General features: G+C 53.3%; 24 protein-coding genes. 7 read left to right on the forward strand and 17 right to left on the reverse strand.

From position 1 onward, the window contains the following. Positions 1 to 27 precede the first annotated feature (27 nt). Together cycA and bamJ are read right to left on the reverse strand one after the other, a co-directional pair. The gene (gene cycA / locus JY391_RS19740) at positions 28 to 1437 is read right to left on the reverse strand and encodes a D-serine/D-alanine/glycine transporter (RefSeq protein WP_042289521.1); all 1410 of its coding nucleotides are present in this window, start codon (positions 1435 to 1437) and stop codon (positions 28 to 30) included. A gap of 322 nt (positions 1438 to 1759) precedes the next feature. Next, positions 1760 to 2380, reverse strand: coding sequence for a BamJ family beta-barrel-assembly machinery protein (gene bamJ / locus JY391_RS19745; RefSeq protein WP_042289524.1), 621 nt, complete (start codon positions 2378 to 2380; stop codon positions 1760 to 1762). A 218-nt stretch (positions 2381 to 2598) separates the two neighbouring features. Between bamJ and JY391_RS19750 the strand changes: the two genes are divergently transcribed. Next, positions 2599 to 3249 carry an OapA family protein gene (locus tag JY391_RS19750; protein WP_181822122.1) on the forward strand — a complete coding sequence of 217 codons (651 nt, stop codon included), beginning with the start codon at positions 2599 to 2601 and terminating at the stop codon, positions 3247 to 3249. 38 nt (positions 3250 to 3287) lie between these two features. Here JY391_RS19750 and JY391_RS19755 read toward each other — a convergent pair whose 3' ends face one another. The 5 genes from JY391_RS19755 to rpsF form a co-directional block, all read right to left on the reverse strand. Further along, complete coding sequence (locus JY391_RS19755) at positions 3288 to 4217, reverse strand: DMT family transporter (RefSeq protein WP_200035709.1); 930 nt, start codon at positions 4215 to 4217, stop codon at positions 3288 to 3290. A gap of 144 nt (positions 4218 to 4361) precedes the next feature. Continuing rightward, the gene (rplI, locus tag JY391_RS19760) at positions 4362 to 4811 is read right to left on the reverse strand and encodes a 50S ribosomal protein L9 (RefSeq protein WP_012907347.1); all 450 of its coding nucleotides are present in this window, start codon (positions 4809 to 4811) and stop codon (positions 4362 to 4364) included. Between the two features lie 41 nt (positions 4812 to 4852). Then, a complete protein-coding gene (gene rpsR, locus JY391_RS19765; protein ID WP_000135199.1) occupies positions 4853 to 5080 on the reverse strand; it encodes a 30S ribosomal protein S18 in 228 nt (75 codons plus the stop codon). Positions 5081 to 5084: 4 nt separating this feature from the next. Continuing rightward, positions 5085 to 5399: a primosomal replication protein N gene (priB, locus tag JY391_RS19770; RefSeq protein ID WP_042289531.1), complete on the reverse strand. Its 315-nt coding sequence runs from the start codon at positions 5397 to 5399 to the stop codon at positions 5085 to 5087. A gap of 6 nt (positions 5400 to 5405) precedes the next feature. Continuing rightward, the gene (gene rpsF / locus JY391_RS19775) at positions 5406 to 5801 is read right to left on the reverse strand and encodes a 30S ribosomal protein S6 (protein ID WP_001216673.1); all 396 of its coding nucleotides are present in this window, start codon (positions 5799 to 5801) and stop codon (positions 5406 to 5408) included. A 281-nt stretch (positions 5802 to 6082) separates the two neighbouring features. Between rpsF and JY391_RS19780 the strand changes: the two genes are divergently transcribed. Next, positions 6083 to 8206, forward strand: coding sequence for a hypothetical protein (locus JY391_RS19780; protein ID WP_229264074.1), 2124 nt, complete (start codon positions 6083 to 6085; stop codon positions 8204 to 8206). 147 nt (positions 8207 to 8353) lie between these two features. After that, positions 8354 to 8629 (forward strand): DUF1471 family protein YjfY, encoded by a 276-nt coding sequence (yjfY, locus tag JY391_RS19785; RefSeq protein WP_211934891.1) that lies wholly within the window; start codon positions 8354 to 8356, stop codon positions 8627 to 8629. Between the two features lie 149 nt (positions 8630 to 8778). On the opposite strand, the gene JY391_RS19790 is transcribed toward yjfY, so the two are convergent. The 6 genes from JY391_RS19790 to ulaA are packed head-to-tail and all read right to left on the reverse strand — an operon-like array spanning position 8779 to position 13190. Further along, positions 8779 to 9465, reverse strand: coding sequence for an L-ribulose-5-phosphate 4-epimerase (locus JY391_RS19790; protein ID WP_211935827.1), 687 nt, complete (start codon positions 9463 to 9465; stop codon positions 8779 to 8781). Continuing rightward, on the reverse strand, positions 9465 to 10319 hold the full coding sequence (locus JY391_RS19795; RefSeq protein ID WP_199956998.1) for an L-ribulose-5-phosphate 3-epimerase: 855 nt from the start codon (positions 10317 to 10319) through the stop codon (positions 9465 to 9467). Before JY391_RS19795 ends, JY391_RS19790 begins: the two co-directional genes overlap by 1 nt. A gap of 9 nt (positions 10320 to 10328) precedes the next feature. After that, a complete protein-coding gene (ulaD, locus tag JY391_RS19800) occupies positions 10329 to 10982 on the reverse strand; it encodes a 3-keto-L-gulonate-6-phosphate decarboxylase UlaD (protein ID WP_120714914.1) in 654 nt (217 codons plus the stop codon). A 12-nt stretch (positions 10983 to 10994) separates the two neighbouring features. After that, entirely contained in the window at positions 10995 to 11462 is a 468-nt protein-coding gene (ulaC, locus tag JY391_RS19805) for a PTS ascorbate transporter subunit IIA (RefSeq protein WP_042289543.1), read from the reverse strand. A 9-nt stretch (positions 11463 to 11471) separates the two neighbouring features. Next, positions 11472 to 11777 carry a PTS ascorbate transporter subunit IIB gene (gene ulaB / locus JY391_RS19810; protein WP_042289546.1) on the reverse strand — a complete coding sequence of 102 codons (306 nt, stop codon included), beginning with the start codon at positions 11775 to 11777 and terminating at the stop codon, positions 11472 to 11474. 15 nt (positions 11778 to 11792) lie between these two features. Beyond that, on the reverse strand, positions 11793 to 13190 hold the full coding sequence (gene ulaA, locus JY391_RS19815; RefSeq protein WP_199956997.1) for a PTS ascorbate transporter subunit IIC: 1398 nt from the start codon (positions 13188 to 13190) through the stop codon (positions 11793 to 11795). A gap of 359 nt (positions 13191 to 13549) precedes the next feature. On the opposite strand from ulaA, the gene ulaG reads away from it, so the two are divergent. Together ulaG and ulaR are read left to right on the forward strand one after the other, a co-directional pair. Further along, positions 13550 to 14614: an L-ascorbate 6-phosphate lactonase gene (gene ulaG, locus JY391_RS19820; protein ID WP_181822125.1), complete on the forward strand. Its 1065-nt coding sequence runs from the start codon at positions 13550 to 13552 to the stop codon at positions 14612 to 14614. 105 nt (positions 14615 to 14719) lie between these two features. Continuing rightward, positions 14720 to 15475: an HTH-type transcriptional regulator UlaR gene (gene ulaR, locus JY391_RS19825; RefSeq protein WP_042289553.1), complete on the forward strand. Its 756-nt coding sequence runs from the start codon at positions 14720 to 14722 to the stop codon at positions 15473 to 15475. Here ulaR and yjfP read toward each other — a convergent pair. Further along, positions 15472 to 16221, reverse strand: coding sequence for an esterase (gene yjfP / locus JY391_RS19830; protein ID WP_211934892.1), 750 nt, complete (start codon positions 16219 to 16221; stop codon positions 15472 to 15474). The two genes, ulaR and yjfP, sit on opposite strands and share 4 nt — an antisense overlap. A gap of 181 nt (positions 16222 to 16402) precedes the next feature. Between yjfP and bsmA the strand changes: the two genes are divergently transcribed. Further along, a complete protein-coding gene (bsmA, locus tag JY391_RS19835) occupies positions 16403 to 16732 on the forward strand; it encodes a biofilm peroxide resistance protein BsmA (RefSeq protein WP_042289558.1) in 330 nt (109 codons plus the stop codon). A gap of 147 nt (positions 16733 to 16879) precedes the next feature. Continuing rightward, entirely contained in the window at positions 16880 to 17155 is a 276-nt protein-coding gene (gene yjfN / locus JY391_RS19840) for a DUF1471 family protease activator YjfN (protein WP_072197155.1), read from the forward strand. Between the two features lie 48 nt (positions 17156 to 17203). On the opposite strand, the gene JY391_RS19845 is transcribed toward yjfN, so the two are convergent. The 3 genes from JY391_RS19845 to JY391_RS19855 all read right to left on the reverse strand — a co-directional run bounded on the left by JY391_RS19845 (position 17204) and on the right by JY391_RS19855 (position 20718). Continuing rightward, on the reverse strand, positions 17204 to 18826 hold the full coding sequence (locus tag JY391_RS19845; RefSeq protein ID WP_211934893.1) for an isovaleryl-CoA dehydrogenase: 1623 nt from the start codon (positions 18824 to 18826) through the stop codon (positions 17204 to 17206). A gap of 84 nt (positions 18827 to 18910) precedes the next feature. Continuing rightward, positions 18911 to 20074 carry a glutathionylspermidine synthase family protein gene (locus JY391_RS19850; protein WP_211934894.1) on the reverse strand — a complete coding sequence of 388 codons (1164 nt, stop codon included), beginning with the start codon at positions 20072 to 20074 and terminating at the stop codon, positions 18911 to 18913. A 2-nt stretch (positions 20075 to 20076) separates the two neighbouring features. Then, positions 20077 to 20718, reverse strand: a complete 642-nt coding sequence (locus tag JY391_RS19855) for a DUF1190 domain-containing protein (RefSeq protein WP_060570938.1) — start codon at positions 20716 to 20718, stop codon at positions 20077 to 20079. Positions 20719 to 20723 lie beyond the last annotated feature (5 nt).

Consider the following 20723-nt stretch of genomic DNA (forward strand, 5'->3'; position numbering starts at 1 on the left):
AGCGTTGCCGCCACCGGGCGATACGATTTAACGCATTCCTGCCATACGTCTCTTACCGATAAACAGCCAGCCCAGTCCCAGGGCGATAAACCACAGCGGCGTGACGAGCAGCGCCTGACGGGTATCGTCTTCCAGGGTCAGCAGCACGATCACAAACACGAAGAACGCCATGCACACCCAGCACATCAGCTTGCCAAGCGGCATTTTATAGATCGATTTCTCATGCAGGTGCGGACGCTGTTTGCGATACACCAGGTATGAACACAGGATAATGGTCCACACGAACATAAACAGGATTGCCGACACCGTGGTGATCATGGTGAACGCGCCAATCACGCTCGGGTTGACGTACAACATCACCACGCCGCCCAGCAGACAAATACAAGAGAAGGTCAGCCCTTTGGCTGGCACCGCGCGTTTAGACAGCTTCGCGAACGCTTTCGGCGCCACCCCTTCCTGCGCCAGGCCGAACAGCATGCGGCTGGTCGAGAACACACCGCTGTTTGCCGAAGAGGCCGCAGAGGTCAGCACCACGAAGTTGATCACGCTTGCCGCGGCAGGCAGACCAACCAGTACAAACAGCTCAACGAACGGGCTCTTATCCGGTACCACGGAGCTCCACGGCGTGACGGACATAATGACGATCAGCGCGAACACGTAGAACATAATGATACGAACAGGAATGGAGTTGATGGCGCGCGGCAGGGATTTCTCCGGATCTTTCGTTTCAGCCGCCGTTGTCCCCACCAGTTCGATACCAACAAACGCAAACACTGCAATCTGGAAGCCAGCAAAGAAGCCGCTGATGCCTTTCGGGAACCAGCCGCCATCATTCCACAGGTGCGCAAAAGACGCTTCGACGCCGGTCGGTGATGTAAAGTGCATGGCGATCATCACCAGCCCCACGATAATCAGCGCGACGATGGCGACGATTTTAATCATCGCGAACCAGAACTCCATCTCACCGAACATTTTCACGGTGGCGAGGTTAAGGCTCAGCAGTAAGACCACGACAGCCAGCGAGGCCACCCAGTCGGAAAGCCCCGGGAACCAGAACTGGGCATAAGCGGTAATCGCCACGACGTCCGCCATCCCGGTCACCACCCAGCAGAACCAGTAGGTCCAGCCGGTAAAATAGCCTGCCCACGGTCCCAGCAGATCCGAAGCAAAGTCACTAAAAGATTTATATTCCAGATTTGAGAGCAGCAGCTCGCCCATCGCCCGCATGACGAAGAAGAGCATAAAGCCGATGATCATATAAACAAAAATGATCGACGGTCCGGCGAGGCTGATGGTTTTGCCGGACCCCATAAACAGGCCCGTACCGATCGCCCCGCCAATGGCGATAAGCTGAATATGTCGGTTTGTGAGATTGCGCCGTAGCGACTGTTCAGCCGGTGCCTGTTCATCGGCGGCGACTTTTACCTGATCTACCATGTTTTATTCTTCCTGTACCTGTCTGTGTTGTGCAGGCTCTGCGGCCTTTAATGCGTCTGTTGTGCTTCTGTATGATACGACGATCCTGTTGTCAGGACTCATCGATATTAGGTAAGAATCGGCGGGATGAATACTAAGATTTAAATATTATGTTAACTATATGTTTAAAGTGAGTGTCATATCACTCTGATAACGCGAATTAGCTCACAAAAATACACGCAACGGAACCATTTGCAAGATAAAATGCCGATGTTCGGCGAATACGCGGTTTTATTGCATATTTTCTGTTCCCCTCTTTTCCGAAGGGAACAGAAGACTCTGCTTACAGGATTTCCAGCAGCTCGACGTCAAACACCAGCGTGCTGAACGGCGGAATGGAGGCACCCGCGCCGCGTTCACCGTAGGCGAGTTCATGAGGAATAGTCAGTTCCCACTTCGAGCCGACCGGCATTAAGGTCAGCGCTTCAATCCAGCCGGCGATCACGCCATTAACCGGGAATTCAGCCGGTTCGCCGCGCGCTACGGAGCTGTCGAATACGGTGCCGTCAATCAGCTTGCCGGTATAATGCACGCGAACGCGGTCAGTACGGGCCGGAATCGGACCTTCACCCTGGGTCAGTACGCGGAATTGCAGACCGGATTCGGTGCTGCTCACACCCTCTTTCTCACGGTTTTCTTCCAGATACTTCACGCCTTCCGCAGCCATCGCCTGGAAACGTTCGCGACGTACGGCATCAGCACGCTCATGAATTTCACGCAGCGCGCGGTGCACCACGTCAACCGGAACAGCCGGTTGTTTACCTTCCAGCGCATCGGCAATACCTGCAACCAGCGCTTCAGGCAACAGCCCCTGCAGGCCGGATTCGCTCAGTTGCTGTCCTACCTGCAAACCAATGCCGTAGCTTGCTTGCGCTTCGATAGTGTCAAAAGTCGGGGTTGCCATCGTATTTCCTTTCATCGGATTTAAAGTAGCGGGCAGCATAACAGCCGCGCCCTCTGCGGTAAAATGTTGTCATGGGGTGGATGACAAATCCTGGGGAAAAAGAAACAATAGGGGTATCCCGTATGAATATATCAAAAGCGGGTAATATCACGAACATCATAGCGTTAGCTGTCTATACTCTATGATTGAGGAACGAGACGCGGAGCAGGAGGAAAGCCATGCCCGGGCGCTTTGAACTAAAACCTACCCTGGCGAAAATCTGGCATGCACCGGACAATTTTCGCCTTATGGACCCGCTTCCGCCGATGCACCGCCGCGGCATTATTATTGCGGCAGTGGTGCTGGTCATCGGTTTCCTGCTTCCCTCCGACGACAATAGCGTTGCGCCTACGGTAACCCGTGACGCGCAGTTGGATATTCAGTCACCGTCTCAGCCACCGACCGAAGCACAGCTGCAGGCGCAGCTCGTCACGCCGCAAAACGATCCCGGACAGGTCGCTCCGGTGGCGCCGGAACCCATTCAGGAAGGCCAGCCGGAAACGCAGCCGCAGACACAACAGTCGCAGCCGCAAACGCAGCCTTTCCAGCCGGACAGCGGGATCGATCAGCAATGGCGTTCTTACCGCGTTGGTTCTGGTAAAACGATGGCGCAGTTGTTCCGCGACCACGGGCTGCCGCCGACAGACGTGTATGCCATGGCAAAAGTGGAAGGCGCAGGCAAGCCGTTGAGCACCCTTAAAGAAGGGCAGTTAGTGCAGATTCGCCAGAATGCGAACGGCGTAGTGACAGGCTTAACCATCGATACCGGCAATGACCAGCAGGTACTGTTCACCCGTCAGCCGGACGGCAGTTTCCTGCGGGCGCGATAATCACCTATGCCCGGCGACAGTATGCCACCGGGCCTGATTTACGCTTTACGCACCTTATTGACCCACCAGATCCCCGAACACACCAGCACCAGCGCAATCGCGTATTTCCATTCAAGAATATTCTCGCCAAGAAACACTGCCGACAGCACCGCTCCGGAAACGGGAATCAAGAAGTTAAACGGTGCAATCATTCCCACCCGGTTGTATTTGAGCAAAATGCTCCACAGTGCAAACGCTACCGACGAGAGTAATGTCAGATAACCGAGAATCGCGACAGATGAAAACCCGTGGACGGTGAGCGTACCGCCAAACGCGTAACCGCCACCGATCAGCGCCAGGCCGCCAATCCCCAACTGGTAACCGGTCATTACCGTAGGGTCAACCGTCTGAGAGATGCGCTTGCCGTAAAGCGTGGCGGCGGAAAGGATAAACGCCGCCAGGACGACAGACCCGTCGCCCAGCAGGCTAAAACTGAAGTCCAGCCCGCTGCTGAAATTCACCACCATCACTCCCGCGAAGCCGAGGATACAACCCAGTGTTTTGTTATAGCTCAGCTTGTCATTCTGATAGATGAAGTGCGCCAGCAGTACGCTAAAGAAGGTGCCTGTCGCATTCATGATCGAGCCTTTCACCCCAGTGGTGAAAGCCAGACCAATATAAAAGAAGATGTACTGTAAAGAGGTCTGCGTCAGCCCCAGTAACGTGAGCTGGCCGAACTGGCGAGAACGTAATCTGCCGATGGGCTTACGCTGCGCCATGGCCAGCAGCAAAAGCAGCAGACCGGCAAACAGGAAGCGGTAACCGGCAAAAACAATTTTTGAAGGAATATCATCGGTTGCGATCTGGAAGATCTCATAGCCGCTTTTAATCGCCGGGTAGGCGCTCCCCCATAACAGGCAGCAAAACGCGGCGCTCAGGTAGACAATATTTTTACGCGCAAACAGAGGTTGCGGGTGCGGGGTATCCATTCTTCACCACATTGAAATTATGTTTTATTTTTAATGATTATCCCGAAAAGGGCAAAGAATAGCCAGTGTGAAAAAGCGCAGAGGAAGAAAAGCAAAACGCCGACACAAGGTCGGCGTTTTTCACGAAGCTGTCAGAATAAAAACTTATTCTGCAACAACGTTAATGGTCAGCTTAGCGAAGACTTCGCTGTGAACCTGGAAGTTCACTTCGTGCTCACCAGTGGTACGCAGAACGCCGTTCGGCAGACGAACTTCGCTCTTAGCCACTTCAACGCCAGCTGCAGTAACAGCGTCAGCGATGTCGCGAGTACCGATGGAACCGAACAGTTTACCTTCGTCGCCTGCTTTAGACGCGATAGTAACGGTTTCCAGTGCGTTGATTTTCTCTGCGCGTGCATTTGCAGCAGCCAGAACGTCAGCCAGTTTAGCTTCCAGTTCAGCGCGACGTGCTTCGAAGTATTCAACGTTTTTCTTGGTAGCAGGAACAGCTTTACCCTGTGGTACCAGGAAGTTACGAGCGTAGCCCGCTTTAACGTTAACCTGATCACCCAGGCTACCCAGGTTTGCTACTTTATCAAGCAGAATAACTTGCATTACCTTATCCTCTCAAAGTCGTATTAATGGACCGTGACCGATTACTGATGGCGATCAGTGTACGGCAGCAGGGACAGGTAGCGAGCGCGTTTGATAGCGCGAGCCAGCTGACGCTGGTATTTTGCACGGGTACCGGTGATACGGCTTGGGACAATCTTACCGCTTTCGGTGATGTAGTTTTTCAGCGTAGCGATATCTTTATAGTCGATCTCTTGAACGCCTTCCGCGGTGAAACGGCAGAACTTGCGACGACGGAAATAACGTGCCATATGGCTAGTCTCCAGAATCTATCAATTCAATCTGCTCGGCATGCAGAACCATTTTGCTCAGGCCGTTCTTTGCTTTGTGGCAAGAGATAAATCCCTGAATGGTTATGCGACTACCGACCGTTATACTGTGAGTAATGGCCTGGTTTTCATGTCCGCTAACAATAACGGGCATTTGGCACCACGCCTGCCGGTGAAACCCGGCTTCCTCTTGCACAGAACGATGCTCAAGCACGAACTGGCAATGCGGAATTCCTGATGGACTGACCTTTCGAAGGGGAGCCCTGCACACGGTGCCGGACAACACCAGACGGTTGGTCATCAGAAATTACTCTTCAGAATCCCCAGCTTCAGCATCATCTGCGGTTTCGTTTGCGAAATCATCGCGACGCTCACGGCGCTCGTCTTTCGCTTTAACCATCGGAGATGCTTCGGTAACAGCGTGCTTGGTACGCATTACCATGCTACGGATAACGGCATCGTTGAAGCGGAAGGTAGTTTCCAGCTCATCGATCACTTCCTGCGGCGCTTCAACGTTCATCAGAACGTAGTGCGCTTTGTGCAGTTTGTTGATCGGGTAAGCCAGCTGACGGCGGCCCCAGTCTTCCAGACGGTGGATCTTGCCTTCTGCGCCAGTGATGGCAGCAGAGTAACGCTCGATCATGCCCGGAACCTGTTCGCTCTGGTCAGGATGGACCATAAAAACGATTTCGTAATGACGCATCGAATTGCTCCTTACGGATTATTCAGCCTCCTGTCTGGGTCAGCCGAGGCCCGGGGAGGCAAGGAACGTGTTAAAGGTCGGCTGAAAAATGACGCGTCATAATACTGGGGTCAGACGGGAAACTCAAGGCGATTTGCAAACAATCGCCTGCTCGCTGTCGCTGCTCATCCCCCGGCGAGAAGAGAGAAGTTCATCTTGTGGTTGTTATTAAGATGGTTTTTGCCGGGATGACCACTTAGTATGCAGGGAGATAAAATGGAATATTTGACCTGGAGCAAAGGATGCTTAGCAAAAAATGTGGGCTGGCGTTTATTTTCACAGGCCTGATGGCCTGGTATGTCATTCAGACGGGCACAGAGAGCCCGCCGCACCCTGAAAGCTGTTTACCATCACCCTATGCTGACTATAATCCTGCACCGGTTTTTACCCGGTGGCAGTGGGAATCGCCCGCAGAGCGGGGCCTGGCAAATTCGCCGAGAGCGCCCCTGGACGATACCAACATTCTGGTCTGGCTGGATGGCAAAAAACGTATTGCAGCGAATAAAATGACGCTGGCGATCGCCGCCGACTGGAATACGCTGGCGCCGAAGCTGTCGGACTTACTTAAACAAGAAAATTTTAGCCTTCAGTCAGCGTCAATGCCTGTCGCTTACCTGGAAGAGGACTGGGGGCAGACCCTGCTATCACACAGACCGGAAGTGGCCACCAGCCTGGCTGAAAAATTTATCACGCCGAAATTATGGCAAGCACAGCAGGCAGGCTATATCACGGCCAAAGAAGTTGAGCACAAAACAAATCTGGCGATTTCACAGCATTGGTTATGGCGGGCGCCGCAGGAATTAATTAAACAGCCTGAACTACAAGAAGAAATATCGTTTACAGAGGCACGAAAAACCTACTCTGTAGGTGACACTAAACGAACCACTTATCTGAAAATAATGGACGCCAGCGCTGTTTTTGGCGAGCCAAAAGTTGCGTTGATCCTAACAACATGTGTCGTATCGCCTAATCCTAATTATTCGTATCTAAAGGCAATAGCGAACAGAATCGACTACTGGAAAAACTTCACTCTCCTCGGGCCGGGCCTCAGGCCATTACAGAGCTATCTCTCTGACAAGCTCGTACTGGAAGAGAGTATCAAACCCATTACCACCTACCTGAAGAAAAATAATCTGCAAAGCGAACTGGCTTCAGAGGTCACGGCATGGGTTAAAAAAGTACCGTTAGCGGAAAGCGCGCCTGAACGTCAGTCTGGTGAAACAACGTCATCCGACGCCATGAGCATGGTAACAATCACACTCAAAGATCTCCTTTCTGATACGGATGACTCCCGGGAAATTAAGGAATACAAGGAACTTCCTGACGGTAATTCATTATTCGCCACGAAACGCTACGATCGCCAACAGCAAAATTACGTTTCGGAACTCTATATCACCGAGCCCGGAAATCCGCAGCATGCCACCCAACTTTGGCAAGGGGAAAGCCTGTCCGGTTTAACGTTGGTCCATAAAGGACAGAAGGCCTGGTTCAAAACGTCCCCAGGCCAGTGGTTTGAACTGAATATCCCCACCAGAAAAATAGCTACGCTGGCTTTAAATGAAGAAACAGGCGTAACATCATGGTTCAGCGATGCGAACGGGAATCCCATTACCTTTTCGAGCGACTATAGCGACGAGGGGAAAGGATGTTTGATTTTTCGCCGTATCGATCCGCGTATATCTCCGCCAGAAAATAGCCTGTTCAAAACTTGTCGTAACCATTTCGCCAGCGGAAACTCCATTCAACCGGTCCTGATTTCAACCCCTGGCTATTTTTGGCTTGAAGACAGCAATGGATTAGTCAAACTTAATTCAGAAACCGGAAGAGCTGAACTCTCGTATACGGTTCCTTTCCGATCGCCAGCCGATATCAGAAGCCGCCGCATCGATTTATCTGCCGATGACATTACCCGACATACGCCATATCCGCTGGGCTCCAGTGAGGCCCACTGGATAGCGCTGCATTATCAACATCAATCACCGCTTCAACATCACATGAATGCCTGGCGAATGGGGACCTATTTTATTGATAGTCTCAGCGGCAAATGGCGCTTTAGCGCAGAGCTTAAAAATACTGACAGTATCACTGCAACCGCCCGTTCCGCTCATGGACGCTTTTTTGCTCAGGCAGGTTATGAAAAATCGGCGGGTTCAGGAATAACCGCTGATATCTGGGATGTCGCCAGCGCGACAAAAATTGCATCATTGCATCGGCTTCGCTACTGCGGGTTAAAAAACATGGCTTTTAACTGGCAGGGAAATACGCTGATCCTGGTTTTTCATGACAGGTTGATACGCGTCAGACTGCCTGATAACAGACAAGATGCCGCCACTGCAGAGGCGATTCCCACTGAGTCGAAGAATTAATTCTGCTATGCCTGATGCGGTAATTTTTTGAACAACTGCATCAGAAAAGGTCGCCATCGACATTGCGGGTAGCGATTAAAATAAGATCAACAGGGGTTACCCCAAAAACGGTCTCGCTCATCCGAGTTAGCAGTCGAGGAGGTAGGTATGCGAACCCGTATGATAGCCCTTCTGGCTGGGCTTTTGCTGGGCGCCAATGCGCTTGCCGCCATTGAGATTGATAACCAGCAGGCCAGAAATATGGATGATGTTCAGAGCTTAGGCGTCATTTACATCAACCATAACGTCGCCATGGAAAGCGACGCTAAAGATGCGCTGAACGACGAAGCCGATGCGCAAGGCGCGACGTATTACCATGTCATTTTGATCCGCGAACCCGGCAGCAATGGCAACATCCACCCCAGCGCAGAGATTTTTCGCTAGCACCAGGTAAACCAACGAAAAATAATGCCATACTCTGATTTGCCCCCTTTGCAGGGGGCTTTTTTTGCAAAAACCGCCAGAACCTGACCGATTACCTCCCCGCCAGGGAGTGAGTTCCGGCGCTATTTACTTCTTCACTTCTTGCAGCTTCACTTCTGCCCATAGTAAGCGTTCGGACCGTGTTTACGCATGAAGTGTTTGTTCATCAGATAATCGTCGATGGGGCTGAGGTCTGGGTTAATCCCCCGCGCAATCCATGCCATCCGCGCTACCTCCTCCATGACCACGGCATTATGCACCGCATCGTGAGCATCTTTGCCCCACGCAAATGGGCCGTGCTGATACACCACAACTCCCGGCGTATGCAGCGGTTCAATGTCGCCCAGCGTTTCGATGATTACCGTGCCCGTATTGCGCTCGTACTCACCCTGCACTTCTGCTTCGCTCAGCGCCCGGGTACAAGGGATGTCGCCAAAAAAGTAATCCGCATGGGTGGTGCCGAGCGCCGGTATCGCCAGCCCCGCCTGCGCCCAGGCGGTGGCATGGGTGGAGTGGGTATGCACGACGCCCCCGAGTGACGGATAATGGCGGTACAGCGCAAGATGTGTAGCGGTATCGGATGAAGGACGATACCGCCCCTCCACGACATGACCGTCCATGTCGACCACCACCATGTCATCAACCGTCATGGTCTCGTAAGGGACCCCGCTCGGTTTTATCACGACCAGGCCGCGTTCCCGGTCGATGGCGCTGACGTTGCCCCAGGTAAAGGTCACCAGGCCATAGCGAGGAAGATCCATGTTGGCGTTAAACACCTGCTGCTTTAACATCTGCATCATGCTGCCTCCACCAGACCTGCGCTGACCATGCGCGCTTTCACCCAGTCGCGCGCTTTCGCCACCTCACGCGCCGGATCGTCCGCCGTTTCGCTCCACATCTCAATCAGGTATGGCCCGCAATACCCACTCTGCTTGAGCGTCGCAAAACAACGTTCAAAATCGACAACGCCTTCGCCAAACGGCACGTTCTTGAATACGCCCGGCTTCGTGTCTTTTACATGAACCGCCACGATATGACCTATCCCGGCCTGCAGCTCCATCTGAACATCGTTATCCCATGCCGACAGGTTGCCGATATCGGGATACAACTGGAACCACGGGTTATTCAGATAGTGCGCGTAGCCTAACGCCTTACTGATGGAGTTCATCAGAGGGTAATCCATGATCTCCATCGCCAGCGTCACCTGCGCCCGGCTAGCCATCTCTACGCTCTCTTTCAGACCGTCACGAAAACGACAGCGCGTCTCGTTATTGGCTTCCTGATAATAGACGTCGTAGCCGGCTAACTGGATCACGCGGATCCCGATATCCTGCGCCAACTGAATCGCCTTGCGCATGATCTCCAGGCCCTGCGCACGCACCGCGTCATCTTCGCTTCCTAACGGAAAACGACGATGGGCGCTCAGACACATGGATGGAATACGCACGCCAGTCTCCGCAATGGCGCTCACCAGCGTCAGCCGCTGTTCGCGGCTCCAGTCGAGTCGCGCAAGACGCGCATCGGTCTCATCCACCGACATTTCAACGAAGTCAAAACCCAGCGTGTTCGCCATCCGCAGGCGCTCCAGCCAGCACTCCCCGGCAGGGAGCGCTTTTTCATAGATGCCCAACGGGTTCTGTTTCGACAGCATATCCGCTCCTTATCCCCACAGTTGGGCGATGGAACGTTTAAACTGGCGCGCCGCTTCAACCGGAGAGTCGGCATCGCGAATGCTGCGCCCGGCAATAAAGACGTGAACAGGAATCCCTTTGAACAGCGGCAGATCTTCCAGCGCCAGGCCACCGGTCACGGTCACTTTAAAGCCCATATCGGCAAGGCGCTTGATGGCGCTGATATCCGCCTCGCCCCATGCAACGCCCGCCGCCTGCGCGTCACGGCTACGGTGATAAACCACCTGCTGGATGCCCGCATCACGCCACTGCTGCGCCTGCTCCCAAGTCCAGTATCCGGTCAGCTCAATCTGTACGTCGCCGTTAAACTCTTTCGCCACATCCAGCGCGCCTTTCGCAGTGTTGATATCAGCGCAACAGATGACGGTCACCCAGTCGGCGTTGGCTTCAAAGCACATCCGGGACAGGATCTTGCCCGCGTCAGCAATTTTGGCGTCCGCCAGTACGATTTTGTGTGGATAGAGCGCTTTCAGGTCACGCACCGCGCGTACCCCTTCCCCAACGCAGAGAATGGTGCCCACCTCAATAATGTCTACTTCTTCCGCAATCAGGCGGGTGGTCTCGTAGGCGTGAGACAGCGTTTGATTATCCAGCGCAACCTGTAACATGGGTAACTGAGACATATGAAATTCCTCTTAAACAGCCGCCGCGGTGGCGTTATCTATTAAATCAAGCACATCCTGCTCGGTGCGGCAGGCGCGTAAACGGTCAAAATTGGCCTCGTCTTCAAACAGATTCACGATCTGCATGATGCCCACTTCCTGATGGGTATTCGCATCAACGGCGGCCATGGTGATCAGGATATCGACCGGATCGTTATCTTCGTGGTTAAACGCCAGCGGCGTCTTCAACGTTACCAACGAGAAACCGGTTTTCTTAACGCCCTCTTCCGGTCGGCCATGCGGCATCGCCAGCCCAGGGGCAATCACGAAGTACGGGCCAAACTGCGCTACGCCATCAAGAATGGCCTGGTAGTAGCGCGGCTCGACGACATCAGCGGCCACCAGCAGGTCAACGCCAATCTTCACGGCCTCTTGCCAGGTGCTGGCTTCAGCCTGCAAACGGACAGAATGGTTTTGCGCCAGCGAATCACGTAGTTTCATGACGTCCCCTTACTTCACATCCTGCGGAAAATGTTGTTTGATCACTTCCAGCAGCTTTGGGCCAAAGTCAGCGGGCGATAACATATTGCGAACGCCCACCACATACTTGTTACCTGTCACGCTAATCTCACCGGCGATATGGGTTGAGGCGATGATGATGTCGGCGCCGCCCAGCTCGCTTTTGTACTCGCCGACAGCACAGCTGTTTACCGTGTGGTCGATATTGGATTGGGTTAAAAACTGATCCACTTTCATTTTCATGATCATGGAACTCCCTTGCCCGTTGCCACATACAGCCAGAATACGTACGGTCATAATCCACACTCCTCATTAAGCAGAATGTTCTGCCAGTTGTTTTTCTGCGTCTTCTTCCGCACGTAGCGCGCGTCCGGCGAAGACCATATAAACCAATGCGATAATCAGAATGGCGGCCATAAACGCGATACCGAGGGAGAAGAAGCCCTGCATCATCGGCGGCGCCAGAATCGACCAGTCGGCCATCCCCATCCAGGCGCTCATACCCGTGAGTTTCACGGCCCAGACGCAGCCAAAGATTTCGATCATCCCCATCACCAGACAGATCTTCAGCGCCGCGCGCCAGCCGCCAAAGTGGTTGGCAAAGACGCCAATGGTGGCGTTGGAAAAGAACATCGGGATGAAGCCCGGAATGATCAGAATGGACGAACCGCAACCCACCAGAATACCGACCGCGATCAGTTGGCCGATGGTGCCCCACATAAAGCCCCAGACCACCGCGTTTGGCGCAAAGCTGTAAATCGCGGCGCAGTCGATAGCCAGCACGGCGCCGGGAATCAGGCGTTGAGAAATACCGTTGAACGCTTCGGACAGTTCGGCGACGAACATACGCACGCCCTGGGTGATGATGAAAATCGCCACGGCAAATGAGAAGCCGGTTTGCAGGATATACACCGTCCAGTGTGTTTTACCCGCCATCGCCTGCACCGTGTCGATGCCGAAGGAAAGGAGGATCGCGCCAAAGAAAATCGTCATCACGATGGCCGTTGAAACGATGTTGTCGTGGAAGATATTCAGCCAGCCCGGTAGCTTGAGATCTTCAACGCTTTCTTCTTTTTTACCCAGATATGGCGCGACCTTATAAGCGATCCAGGAGGCGAACTGCTGCTGGTGACCGATGGAGAAACCGCAGCCGTCAGTCACTTCCTGAGTCGGCTTGTACATCATGTTGGACGTAATGCCCCAGTACAGGGAGACCAGGATGGCGGTGCAGATAATAGTGGTCCACATCGAATAGCCGAAGATGTAGAGCGACACCGCGATCAGCCCCGCCTGTTGGAACATGATGTGTCCGGTCAGCATGATGGTGCGGATGCCGGTAATACGTCGGAGCAGGACGTAACAAATATTCAGCGCCAGCGCCAGAAGCACGGCATACCCTACCCAACTGTAGGCATCGCCCATCCGGTCAATGGTTGCCATCATGGAGGCGTAGGTATCGGAGATCGCGCCATTGATGCCGTACACCTCAGACATTTTGGCAACAACCGGCTTAAAGGTGCTGGTCAAAATGCCAGACCCCGCCTGCAACAGCATAAAACCAATAATGGTTTTAATGGTGCCTTTAATAATCACGCTGACGCTTTTACGCAGCAGGATATAACCGAGGCACGTCACGATGCCGAGCAGAAGCGGCGCGTTTGTCATTACCTGATTAAAGAAAACGGTAAAGACGTCGTAGAGGATCTCCATAACTCTCTCCAGTAAAAAGGAACACGAGGGGTAATCCCGGTGTGGTTGGTGCCATCACTCTAGTAATCACAAATAATCACCACAAGATTAAATTTGATTATTTGTGACGCATCACGCAAATTATTTCCCCTCTTTTCATAATGGATTTCATGATATAACCAGAAAACAGAATTACTCTTTATTTTTCATGAAATTAATTAAATATACACGCTAAATTACCGGCATAATCCGGTATTGACCGTGTGATCAATAAGGTAAAACCCCACGTTCCCCCCATTGCAAACCGCTCAAAATGGTGACAACATGAATCACATCAAATCATAAAATGATTACTTTTGATTGAACCCAGGAGTCAAACAATGAGTAAAGTGAATACCATCACCCGTGAATCATGGATCCTGAACACTTTTCCGGAATGGGGAAGCTGGCTGAACGAAGAGATTGAACAAGAACGCGTAGCGCCAGGCACATTTGCAATGTGGTGGCTGGGGTGTACCGGCATCTGGCTGAAATCCGAAGGCGGCACCAATGTGTGCGTGGATTTCTGGTGCGGTACCGGAAAACAAAGTCACGGTAACCCGCTGATGAAGACCGGCCACCAGATGCAGCGTATGGCGGGCGTAAAAAAATTGCAGCCGAACCTGCGCACCACGCCATTTGTGCTGGATCCTTTCGCGATTCGCCAGATCGACGCGGTGCTGGCAACACACGATCATAACGATCACATTGATGTCAATGTGGCGGCAGCGGTGATGCAAAACTGCGCGGACGATGTGCCGTTCATTGGGCCGCAGACCTGCGTGGACCTTTGGATAGGTTGGGGTGTGCCGAAATCGCGCTGCATCGTGGTAAAACCAGGCGATGTGGTTAAAGTAAAAGATATTGAAATACATGCCCTTGACGCGTTTGACCGCACCGCGCTGATCACCCTTCCGGCGGACCAGAAAGCCGCAGGCGTTCTGCCTGACGGCATGGATGCGCGCGCCGTAAACTATCTGTTCAAAACGCCGGGGGGGACGCTGTACCACAGCGGAGATTCCCACTACTCCAACTACTATGCGAAGCACGGCAACGAGCATCAGATCGACGTGGCGCTGGGCTCCTATGGCGAAAACCCACGCGGTATCACCGATAAAATGACCAGCGCAGACATTCTGCGCATGGCGGAATCCCTGAACACGAAAGTCGTGATCCCGTTCCACCATGATATCTGGTCAAATTTCCAGGCCGATCCGCAGGAGATCCGCGTCTTGTGGGAAATGAAAAAAGATCGCCTTAAATACGGTTTTAAGCCGTTCATCTGGCAGGTTGGCGGGAAATTCACCTGGCCTTTGGATAAGGATAACTTTGAATACCACTATCCGCGCGGCTTTGACGACTGCTTCACTATTGAGCCCGATCTGCCGTTTAAATCGTTCCTGTAATCGCGATAATGCCGGGTTTTCCCGGCATTTTTTTCATATTTACTTTAGTATTTTCAGGCTATTTCAAATATCATCTTTTAAAATCATTTTGTATCGGAATAGCTCATGACTGAAGCGCAAAGACATCAAATTTTGCTGGATATGCTGGCACAACTGGGCTTTGTCACCGTGGAAAATGTCGTTGAACGTTTGGGTATCTCCCCTGCAACGGCACGCCGGGATATCAATAAACTTGATGAGAGCGGCAAGCTAAAAAAAGTGCGAAACGGAGCCGAAGCCATCGCCCAGCAGCGCCCACGCTGGACGCCAATGAACCTGCATCAGGCCCAAAACCACGATGAAAAAGTTCGTATCGCGAAAGCCGCCTCCCAGTTGGTCAATCCGGGGGAAAGCGTTGTGATTAACTGCGGCTCCACTGCCTTTTTGTTGGGGCGCGAGATGTGTGGTAAACCTGTGCAGATCATCACCAACTATCTTCCGCTGGCCAATTACCTGATCGATCAGGAGCATGACAGCGTGATCATCATGGGCGGCCAGTACAATAAAACCCAGTCGATCACCCTGAGCCCCCAGGGCAGTGAAAACAGTCTCTATGCCGGACACTGGATGTTCACCAGCGGTAAAGGGCTGACCACGGATGGCCTGTACAAAACGGACATGCTCACCGCTATGGCCGAGCAAAAAATGCTGAGTGTGGTCGGCAAGCTGGTCGTATTGGTCGACAGCAGCAAAGTGGGCGAACGGGCGGGGATGCTGTTCAGTCGCGCAGATCAGATCGATATGCTTATCACCGGCAAACATGCTAACCCTGAAATCCTGAAACAGCTTGAGGCGCAGGGCGTAAGCATTATACGCGTTTAAAGGTGCTGACGAAAAAAAGAGACCGTCGCCGCCAGGGCTTCGGGTGTGATGCGATGGCGCACGCCCGTCTGCCACTCACAGGTCAGATTCCGGTCTCGTCCAGCCTGCGCCAGCGCCCGCTGCAAGCGAAACGATTCTTCTGCTGGCACGACATCATCCTCCACTCCATGCCATAACAGCAGCGGCCTGTCGGACACCTGTTCCAGCTGTTGCGAGACATCCCACTTCGCCAGTGGCGCGATAACGCTGTCGAACGTCGCCTGCTGCGCTGGCGTATCCAACACCGAAGGGGGAAACAGCGTTTTTGCCAGACGGGTGAAGTAACCCGAGCCCATCAGGCTGGCCACGCAGCTGACTTCAGGATGCTGCGTCATGATCCCGAGTGCGGTCATACCGCCCATTGACGCTCCCGCCACGGCAAGCCTGTCATCCTGCAGCCAGTTCTCCTGGAGAATAGCCGCACGTAACGCAGTAAATTCCTGCATGTTTTGCTGCAAAATCTGCCAGAAGCGCGTCATTCGCAACGGTGCGTTACCGCTGAAACGCGCGCCGTGTTCTGCGGCGTCTGGCATAATGACCCTAAAACCGGCCTGAGCCAGCGCGACGGCAAAGTAGCTGTAAACCAGCGCTGACGACGTGAACCCGTGATAGAAAATGATACTCGGTAAAGGTGTATTGATTTTACCGGTTGGGAAAGCGTGCAGCAGGTGATGCTCCGCCAACTGACATGTTTCTGTTTCAATCATTTGCGGATCTTTTTTGTCCGGTACGCCACAGGGCGATCCATTAAGCAGTGTTAAGTGTTCAACAACGATTCATAATGTTGAGAACTGGATTACGCTTTCACGACATTTTCATTCGAAAATCGCGCGGAAGTTAACATTTCGGGAACATTCCCCCAAAGGGAAATTAAATAGGCACTACACTATGACTATCAGTAAACGAGATAGAGTTATGCGTCGGCTTGTCCCTTTGATGCTGGTTATGTTGTTAACGGGATGCAGCGTACTTGAAGGTAAGCCGCAGCCAGCGCCACCCGTCGCCGATCATCCGCAGGAAATACGCCGCAATCAAACGCAAGGGTTGCAGCGAATGGGCACCGTCACCTCAATGGTGAGGGGGTCTCCGGATGACGCAATTGATGAGGTTAAAGCCAAAGCCGCCGCCGCGAAAGCCGATTATTACGTTATCGTCATGGTCGATGAGACGATCGTGACGGGTCAGTGGTATTCACAGGCCATTTTATATCGTAAATAAAAGATGCTGAAATTTAAGTCAGTTTCACGTTGCTTTACGCCTCTATACGTTTATCTGTGCACAATAAACCGACAGCAGGAAGCTCGAGGTTTATTACGGCGATGGAATGCCCTGCGTCTTGCGGGGAAACGTAAAATGGAGCTGACGATGAACCAATCTCTTGCCTTATCCTCACTGCTGCTTACTGCTGGGCTGATAAGCACGACGGCGCAATCTGCCGAATTTGCCAGCGCGGACTGCGTGACGGGCCTCAATGAAATTGGCCTGATTTCAGTCAGTAATATCTCAGGAAATCCACAGGACGTGGAGCGTATCGTGGCGCTTAAAGCCGATGAACAAGGCGCTTCGTGGTATCGCATTGTGCAGATGTATGAAGAACAGCAGCCTGATAACTGGCGCGTCCAGGCCATCCTTTACGCCTGATTCTGCCCTTCCTGAGCCGGGTCAGCGTTGCGCCACCCGGCTAAGAGATTACCGTACTCCTCCCGTCGCCCTCAGCAGTACTTCATCCTGAACCTGTTCCGATAAGCGTCTTCCTCCACGCGTATCCAGCATCATCTGACACCATGCCTGCGCAACCGGCGGCGACGCGTATCGCAGCATTTGCGAACCGCAGCCGAGCAGATAAATCAGTTGGGTGATGTCACGCCCCTGCGCTTCCACAGGTTTACGTAGCCGCTGTTGCAGTTGGCGAACCGCACGATCAAAATGGCGGTCCTGCCCCCTCACATCAGAAAAGGTTTCGCTCAGTATTTCATCCGCGCCGGTTTGTTTACTGATGGCCCGCAGAACGTCGAGACACATTACGTTTCCTGAACCTTCCCAGATGCTGTTAACCGGCATTTCGCGGTATAGCCGCGGCAGTTCGCTATCTTCGCAATACCCCACGCCACCGAGGACTTCCATCGCTTCGGCCACAAACGGGATACCGCTTTTACAAACCGCGAATTTAGCGGCAGGGGTAAACAGACGGGCCAGCAGTTGCTCTTTTGCTTCGCTCCGGCGTTCCCACGCGCGAGCCAGACGGAACAACAGCGCGGTTTGCCCCTCAAGCTGTAGCGCCATCCGGCTGAGTACCTGACGCATCATAGGCTGTTCAGTCAGCGGCTTGCCAAAAACCTGACGCTGGTGCGCGTGGTAAATCGCCACTGAGAAAGCGCGGCGCATCAACCCATGGCTACCGAGCGCGCAATCAAAGCGCGTCATGCCGCCCATCTTCAGGATATGGCGAACGCCTTCGCCCTCTTCACCCAGCAACCAGCCAAGGGCATCCTGAAACTCCACTTCGCAACTGGCATTGGAGCGATTACCCAGTTTGTCTTTGAGACGTTCGAGCCGCACAGCATTGCGCTTTCCGTCGGGCAAAAAACGCGGTACGAAGAAACAGGATAGCCCCCCATCCGTCTGCGCCAGCACCAGATGGGCATCGCTTTGCGGGACGGAGAAAAACCATTTGTGCCCCACCAGCCGGTACGATCCGTCTTCCAGTCGCTCCGCGCGGGTGGTATTGCTCAGCACATCGCTCCCGCCCTGTTTCTCCGTCATCCCCATACCAATGAGCAGGCCGCGTTTTTGCCCGCCAGGCAAAAGATGTGAGTCGTAGCGATCGCTCACTAACGGTGTCAACCAGTCAGAAAAGGGGGGCGGGAGCATTTGTTGTAAAAGTGGCGTGGCGGCAAAGGTCATGGTTATCGGGCATAGCGTCCCGGCTTCCACCTGCGCATGCAGGACAAAGCGCGCAGCGCGGGCGACAAACGATCCGGCGCGCGCCTCCTCCTCCCAGGGCAGGTTGTGCACGCGGTTGGTACATAGCCCCTGCATCAGCAGATGCCAGGCGGGATGAAAACGCACATCGTCCAGACGCTGCCCCTGCGGGTCATAGCGCAATAATTCCGGCGGCCAGCTGTTCGCCAGCCGTCCCAGCTCCAGAGACTCGGCGGTGCCAAGCTGTTGTCCGATGCTGGCGAGCAGTTCACCGTCCCAGCCAGCCCCTTCCCGGACAATCGCTTCGCACAGCGCGCCGTCAGACAAGAAAAGATTGCTGTTATTCAACGGTATCGGTTGGTTAAAAACGGTATGCGTTTGCCAGTGCATTGTGTCTCCCTCCTTCAATGGCCGCGACAATAAGTATGGTCGCTGCCGGTTGAATGACGACGGAGAGAGATCACAAAAGTGGGATCACCCCGAGATGTAGTGAGGTATGAATCGTGACGTATCTTTGGTGATCAGGGTGTTATCTTCACGGATCCCCATACCGCAGGCTTCATCATCTACGATCCAACTGCCGACCAGCATATAGCTGTCGCCGAAGCGTGGTAGCGGCTGAAACGCCTGATAGATCATGGGTTCGTCGGCATAATCACCATCGGCATGCTCCATTACCTGCTGATGGCCGTCAAAGATCGTCACGTTCCCCCCCTCACGGGAGAAAATCGGCTTGCGCACACAGCTTGCCCCCGCCTGGATACAGGGCTTTTCCCCGTCAAACCAGGCCGGAAGCAAATTGGGATGCTGCGGGAAGACGCGCCACAGCAGTGGCATTAACCCCTTGTTGCTGAGGATACTTTTCCATAAAGGTTCAATCCATTGTTCTCGTCGCTTGCGTAACAACGGCCCGTTATCGTCCCGCATCATCCATTCCAGCGGATAGAGCTTAAAGGCGCGCTGAATCACGTTATCGTTGAGATCGGTTAACACGCCGCCAACACCAAGCCCCAGCTCTTCGAGATAAAGAAACCGCGTCTCCTGGCCCGCCTGCTCCGCACAGTCCTGTAAATAAAGCACCGTGGTGCGATCTTCATCGCTGTCTTCACAGCAGCAAAAATAAAATGGTTCCGGACGATAAAGCTCCGCAAACCGCGAAATCAGGCGCTCCTGTATCGCGTTGTACTGATCGGCATCACGGGGAATCGCGCCGCTTCGGCGGGCATCCTCCAGCCACAGCCACTGGAAATACGCCGCCTCGTATAATGACGTTGGGGTGTCTGCGTTGTATTCAAGCAGCTTAACCGGCGCATTACCGCACCAGACAAAATCCATACGTCCGTACAGCGTAGGATCCTTGCTGCGCCAGCTTTCAGCAATCGCATCCCAGTAAAGCGGCGGGATCGCCAGTTGCTCAAGAATATGCTCATCTTTTATCGCACGATCGACGATTTCCAGGCACATCTGATGCAATTCTGCCGTCGGCTTTTCGATCTGTTCTTCAATTTGCCGAAGCGTGAAGCGGTAAGCCCGGCTTTCATCCCAGTAGATTTCGTTATCAATGATATGAAAATCGAAACCGTGATCGCAGGCGATCTGATTCAGATCCCGGCGAACCGGCACATCATGTCGCAGCATGGTTAGCCCCCCCAGCTGCCACGGGCGCTGGACGAGCGTCCGTAACCTCCACGAGACACCGTTGATACCTTTTTCGTGCTGTAGCTATGGCTGGTCGCAGAGTCTGTTTTTCGTGAGCCAGTACGCCAGGCGTAGTCGCCAGACGTCGTACGCCAGACGGGACGAGAAACGTAGGATGACCCATTGCTGCTATAAACATACGCCTCATCACGATCTTTACGGAGCGCACGGCTAAGCAAAAAGCCAGAAATGACAGGCACCCAGCTCTGGTCGATAATATCCTGATAACAGTTGCCGAACTGGGTTTCGCAGTCGCTCTTGCTCATCCTTTTTGGCAAGGTGTTATAAAATTCGGTTTTCGCGTTATTCCAGGCATCAACGCAAACGCTAATATTATTGCCGTCATCAATGCAGTTCTGCACCGTTTCGTAAAAAACGCCGTCACCATCGTTGTCGACATCGTCGCTGTCACTGCACCCTTTCAAGGCGAAAAAAGCCGCGCCGCCCATGATCGCCAGCGTCAGCACTTTGCCACTGTACCGGCTGCGTTTAGGCTCGAAAGGGTTTACCGGACGGTCGATCCGGGTAATCGCTGCATGACCTAAGCCTGTTTTACGTTTTTTGTTTCCTGTTTTTTTAGCCATGATCG

This window comes from Citrobacter sedlakii, from assembly GCF_018128425.1.
Classification (GTDB): Bacteria; Pseudomonadota; Gammaproteobacteria; order Enterobacterales; family Enterobacteriaceae; genus Citrobacter_A; species Citrobacter_A sedlakii.

Coding starts and splice junctions, on each gene's coding strand:
- cycA (WP_042289521.1), bottom strand. CDS start 1,437: ATGGTAGATCAGGTAAAAGTCGCCGCCGATGAACAGGCACCGGCTGAA.
- JY391_RS19790 (WP_211935827.1), bottom strand. CDS start 9,465: ATGCAGATGTTAAAGCAGCAGGTGTTTAACGCCAACATGGATCTTCCT.
- JY391_RS19845 (WP_211934893.1), bottom strand. CDS start 18,826: ATGCACTGGCAAACGCATACCGTTTTTAACCAACCGATACCGTTGAAT.
- JY391_RS19755 (WP_200035709.1), bottom strand. CDS start 4,217: ATGGATACCCCGCACCCGCAACCTCTGTTTGCGCGTAAAAATATTGTC.
- JY391_RS19780 (WP_229264074.1), top strand. CDS start 6,083: ATGCTTAGCAAAAAATGTGGGCTGGCGTTTATTTTCACAGGCCTGATG.
- ulaR (WP_042289553.1), top strand. CDS start 14,720: ATGACTGAAGCGCAAAGACATCAAATTTTGCTGGATATGCTGGCACAA.
- yjfN (WP_072197155.1), top strand. CDS start 16,880: ATGAACCAATCTCTTGCCTTATCCTCACTGCTGCTTACTGCTGGGCTG.
- rpsF (WP_001216673.1), bottom strand. CDS start 5,801: ATGCGTCATTACGAAATCGTTTTTATGGTCCATCCTGACCAGAGCGAA.
- ulaC (WP_042289543.1), bottom strand. CDS start 11,462: ATGAAACTACGTGATTCGCTGGCGCAAAACCATTCTGTCCGTTTGCAG.
- ulaB (WP_042289546.1), bottom strand. CDS start 11,777: ATGACCGTACGTATTCTGGCTGTATGTGGCAACGGGCAAGGGAGTTCC.
- ulaA (WP_199956997.1), bottom strand. CDS start 13,190: ATGGAGATCCTCTACGACGTCTTTACCGTTTTCTTTAATCAGGTAATG.
- ulaG (WP_181822125.1), top strand. CDS start 13,550: ATGAGTAAAGTGAATACCATCACCCGTGAATCATGGATCCTGAACACT.
- priB (WP_042289531.1), bottom strand. CDS start 5,399: ATGACCAACCGTCTGGTGTTGTCCGGCACCGTGTGCAGGGCTCCCCTT.
- yjfY (WP_211934891.1), top strand. CDS start 8,354: ATGCGAACCCGTATGATAGCCCTTCTGGCTGGGCTTTTGCTGGGCGCC.
- JY391_RS19750 (WP_181822122.1), top strand. CDS start 2,599: ATGCCCGGGCGCTTTGAACTAAAACCTACCCTGGCGAAAATCTGGCAT.
- ulaD (WP_120714914.1), bottom strand. CDS start 10,982: ATGTCTCAGTTACCCATGTTACAGGTTGCGCTGGATAATCAAACGCTG.
- yjfP (WP_211934892.1), bottom strand. CDS start 16,221: ATGATTGAAACAGAAACATGTCAGTTGGCGGAGCATCACCTGCTGCAC.
- bsmA (WP_042289558.1), top strand. CDS start 16,403: ATGACTATCAGTAAACGAGATAGAGTTATGCGTCGGCTTGTCCCTTTG.
- rplI (WP_012907347.1), bottom strand. CDS start 4,811: ATGCAAGTTATTCTGCTTGATAAAGTAGCAAACCTGGGTAGCCTGGGT.
- JY391_RS19850 (WP_211934894.1), bottom strand. CDS start 20,074: ATGCTGCGACATGATGTGCCGGTTCGCCGGGATCTGAATCAGATCGCC.
- JY391_RS19795 (WP_199956998.1), bottom strand. CDS start 10,319: ATGCTGTCGAAACAGAACCCGTTGGGCATCTATGAAAAAGCGCTCCCT.
- bamJ (WP_042289524.1), bottom strand. CDS start 2,380: ATGGCAACCCCGACTTTTGACACTATCGAAGCGCAAGCAAGCTACGGC.
- rpsR (WP_000135199.1), bottom strand. CDS start 5,080: ATGGCACGTTATTTCCGTCGTCGCAAGTTCTGCCGTTTCACCGCGGAA.
- JY391_RS19855 (WP_060570938.1), bottom strand. CDS start 20,718: ATGGCTAAAAAAACAGGAAACAAAAAACGTAAAACAGGCTTAGGTCAT.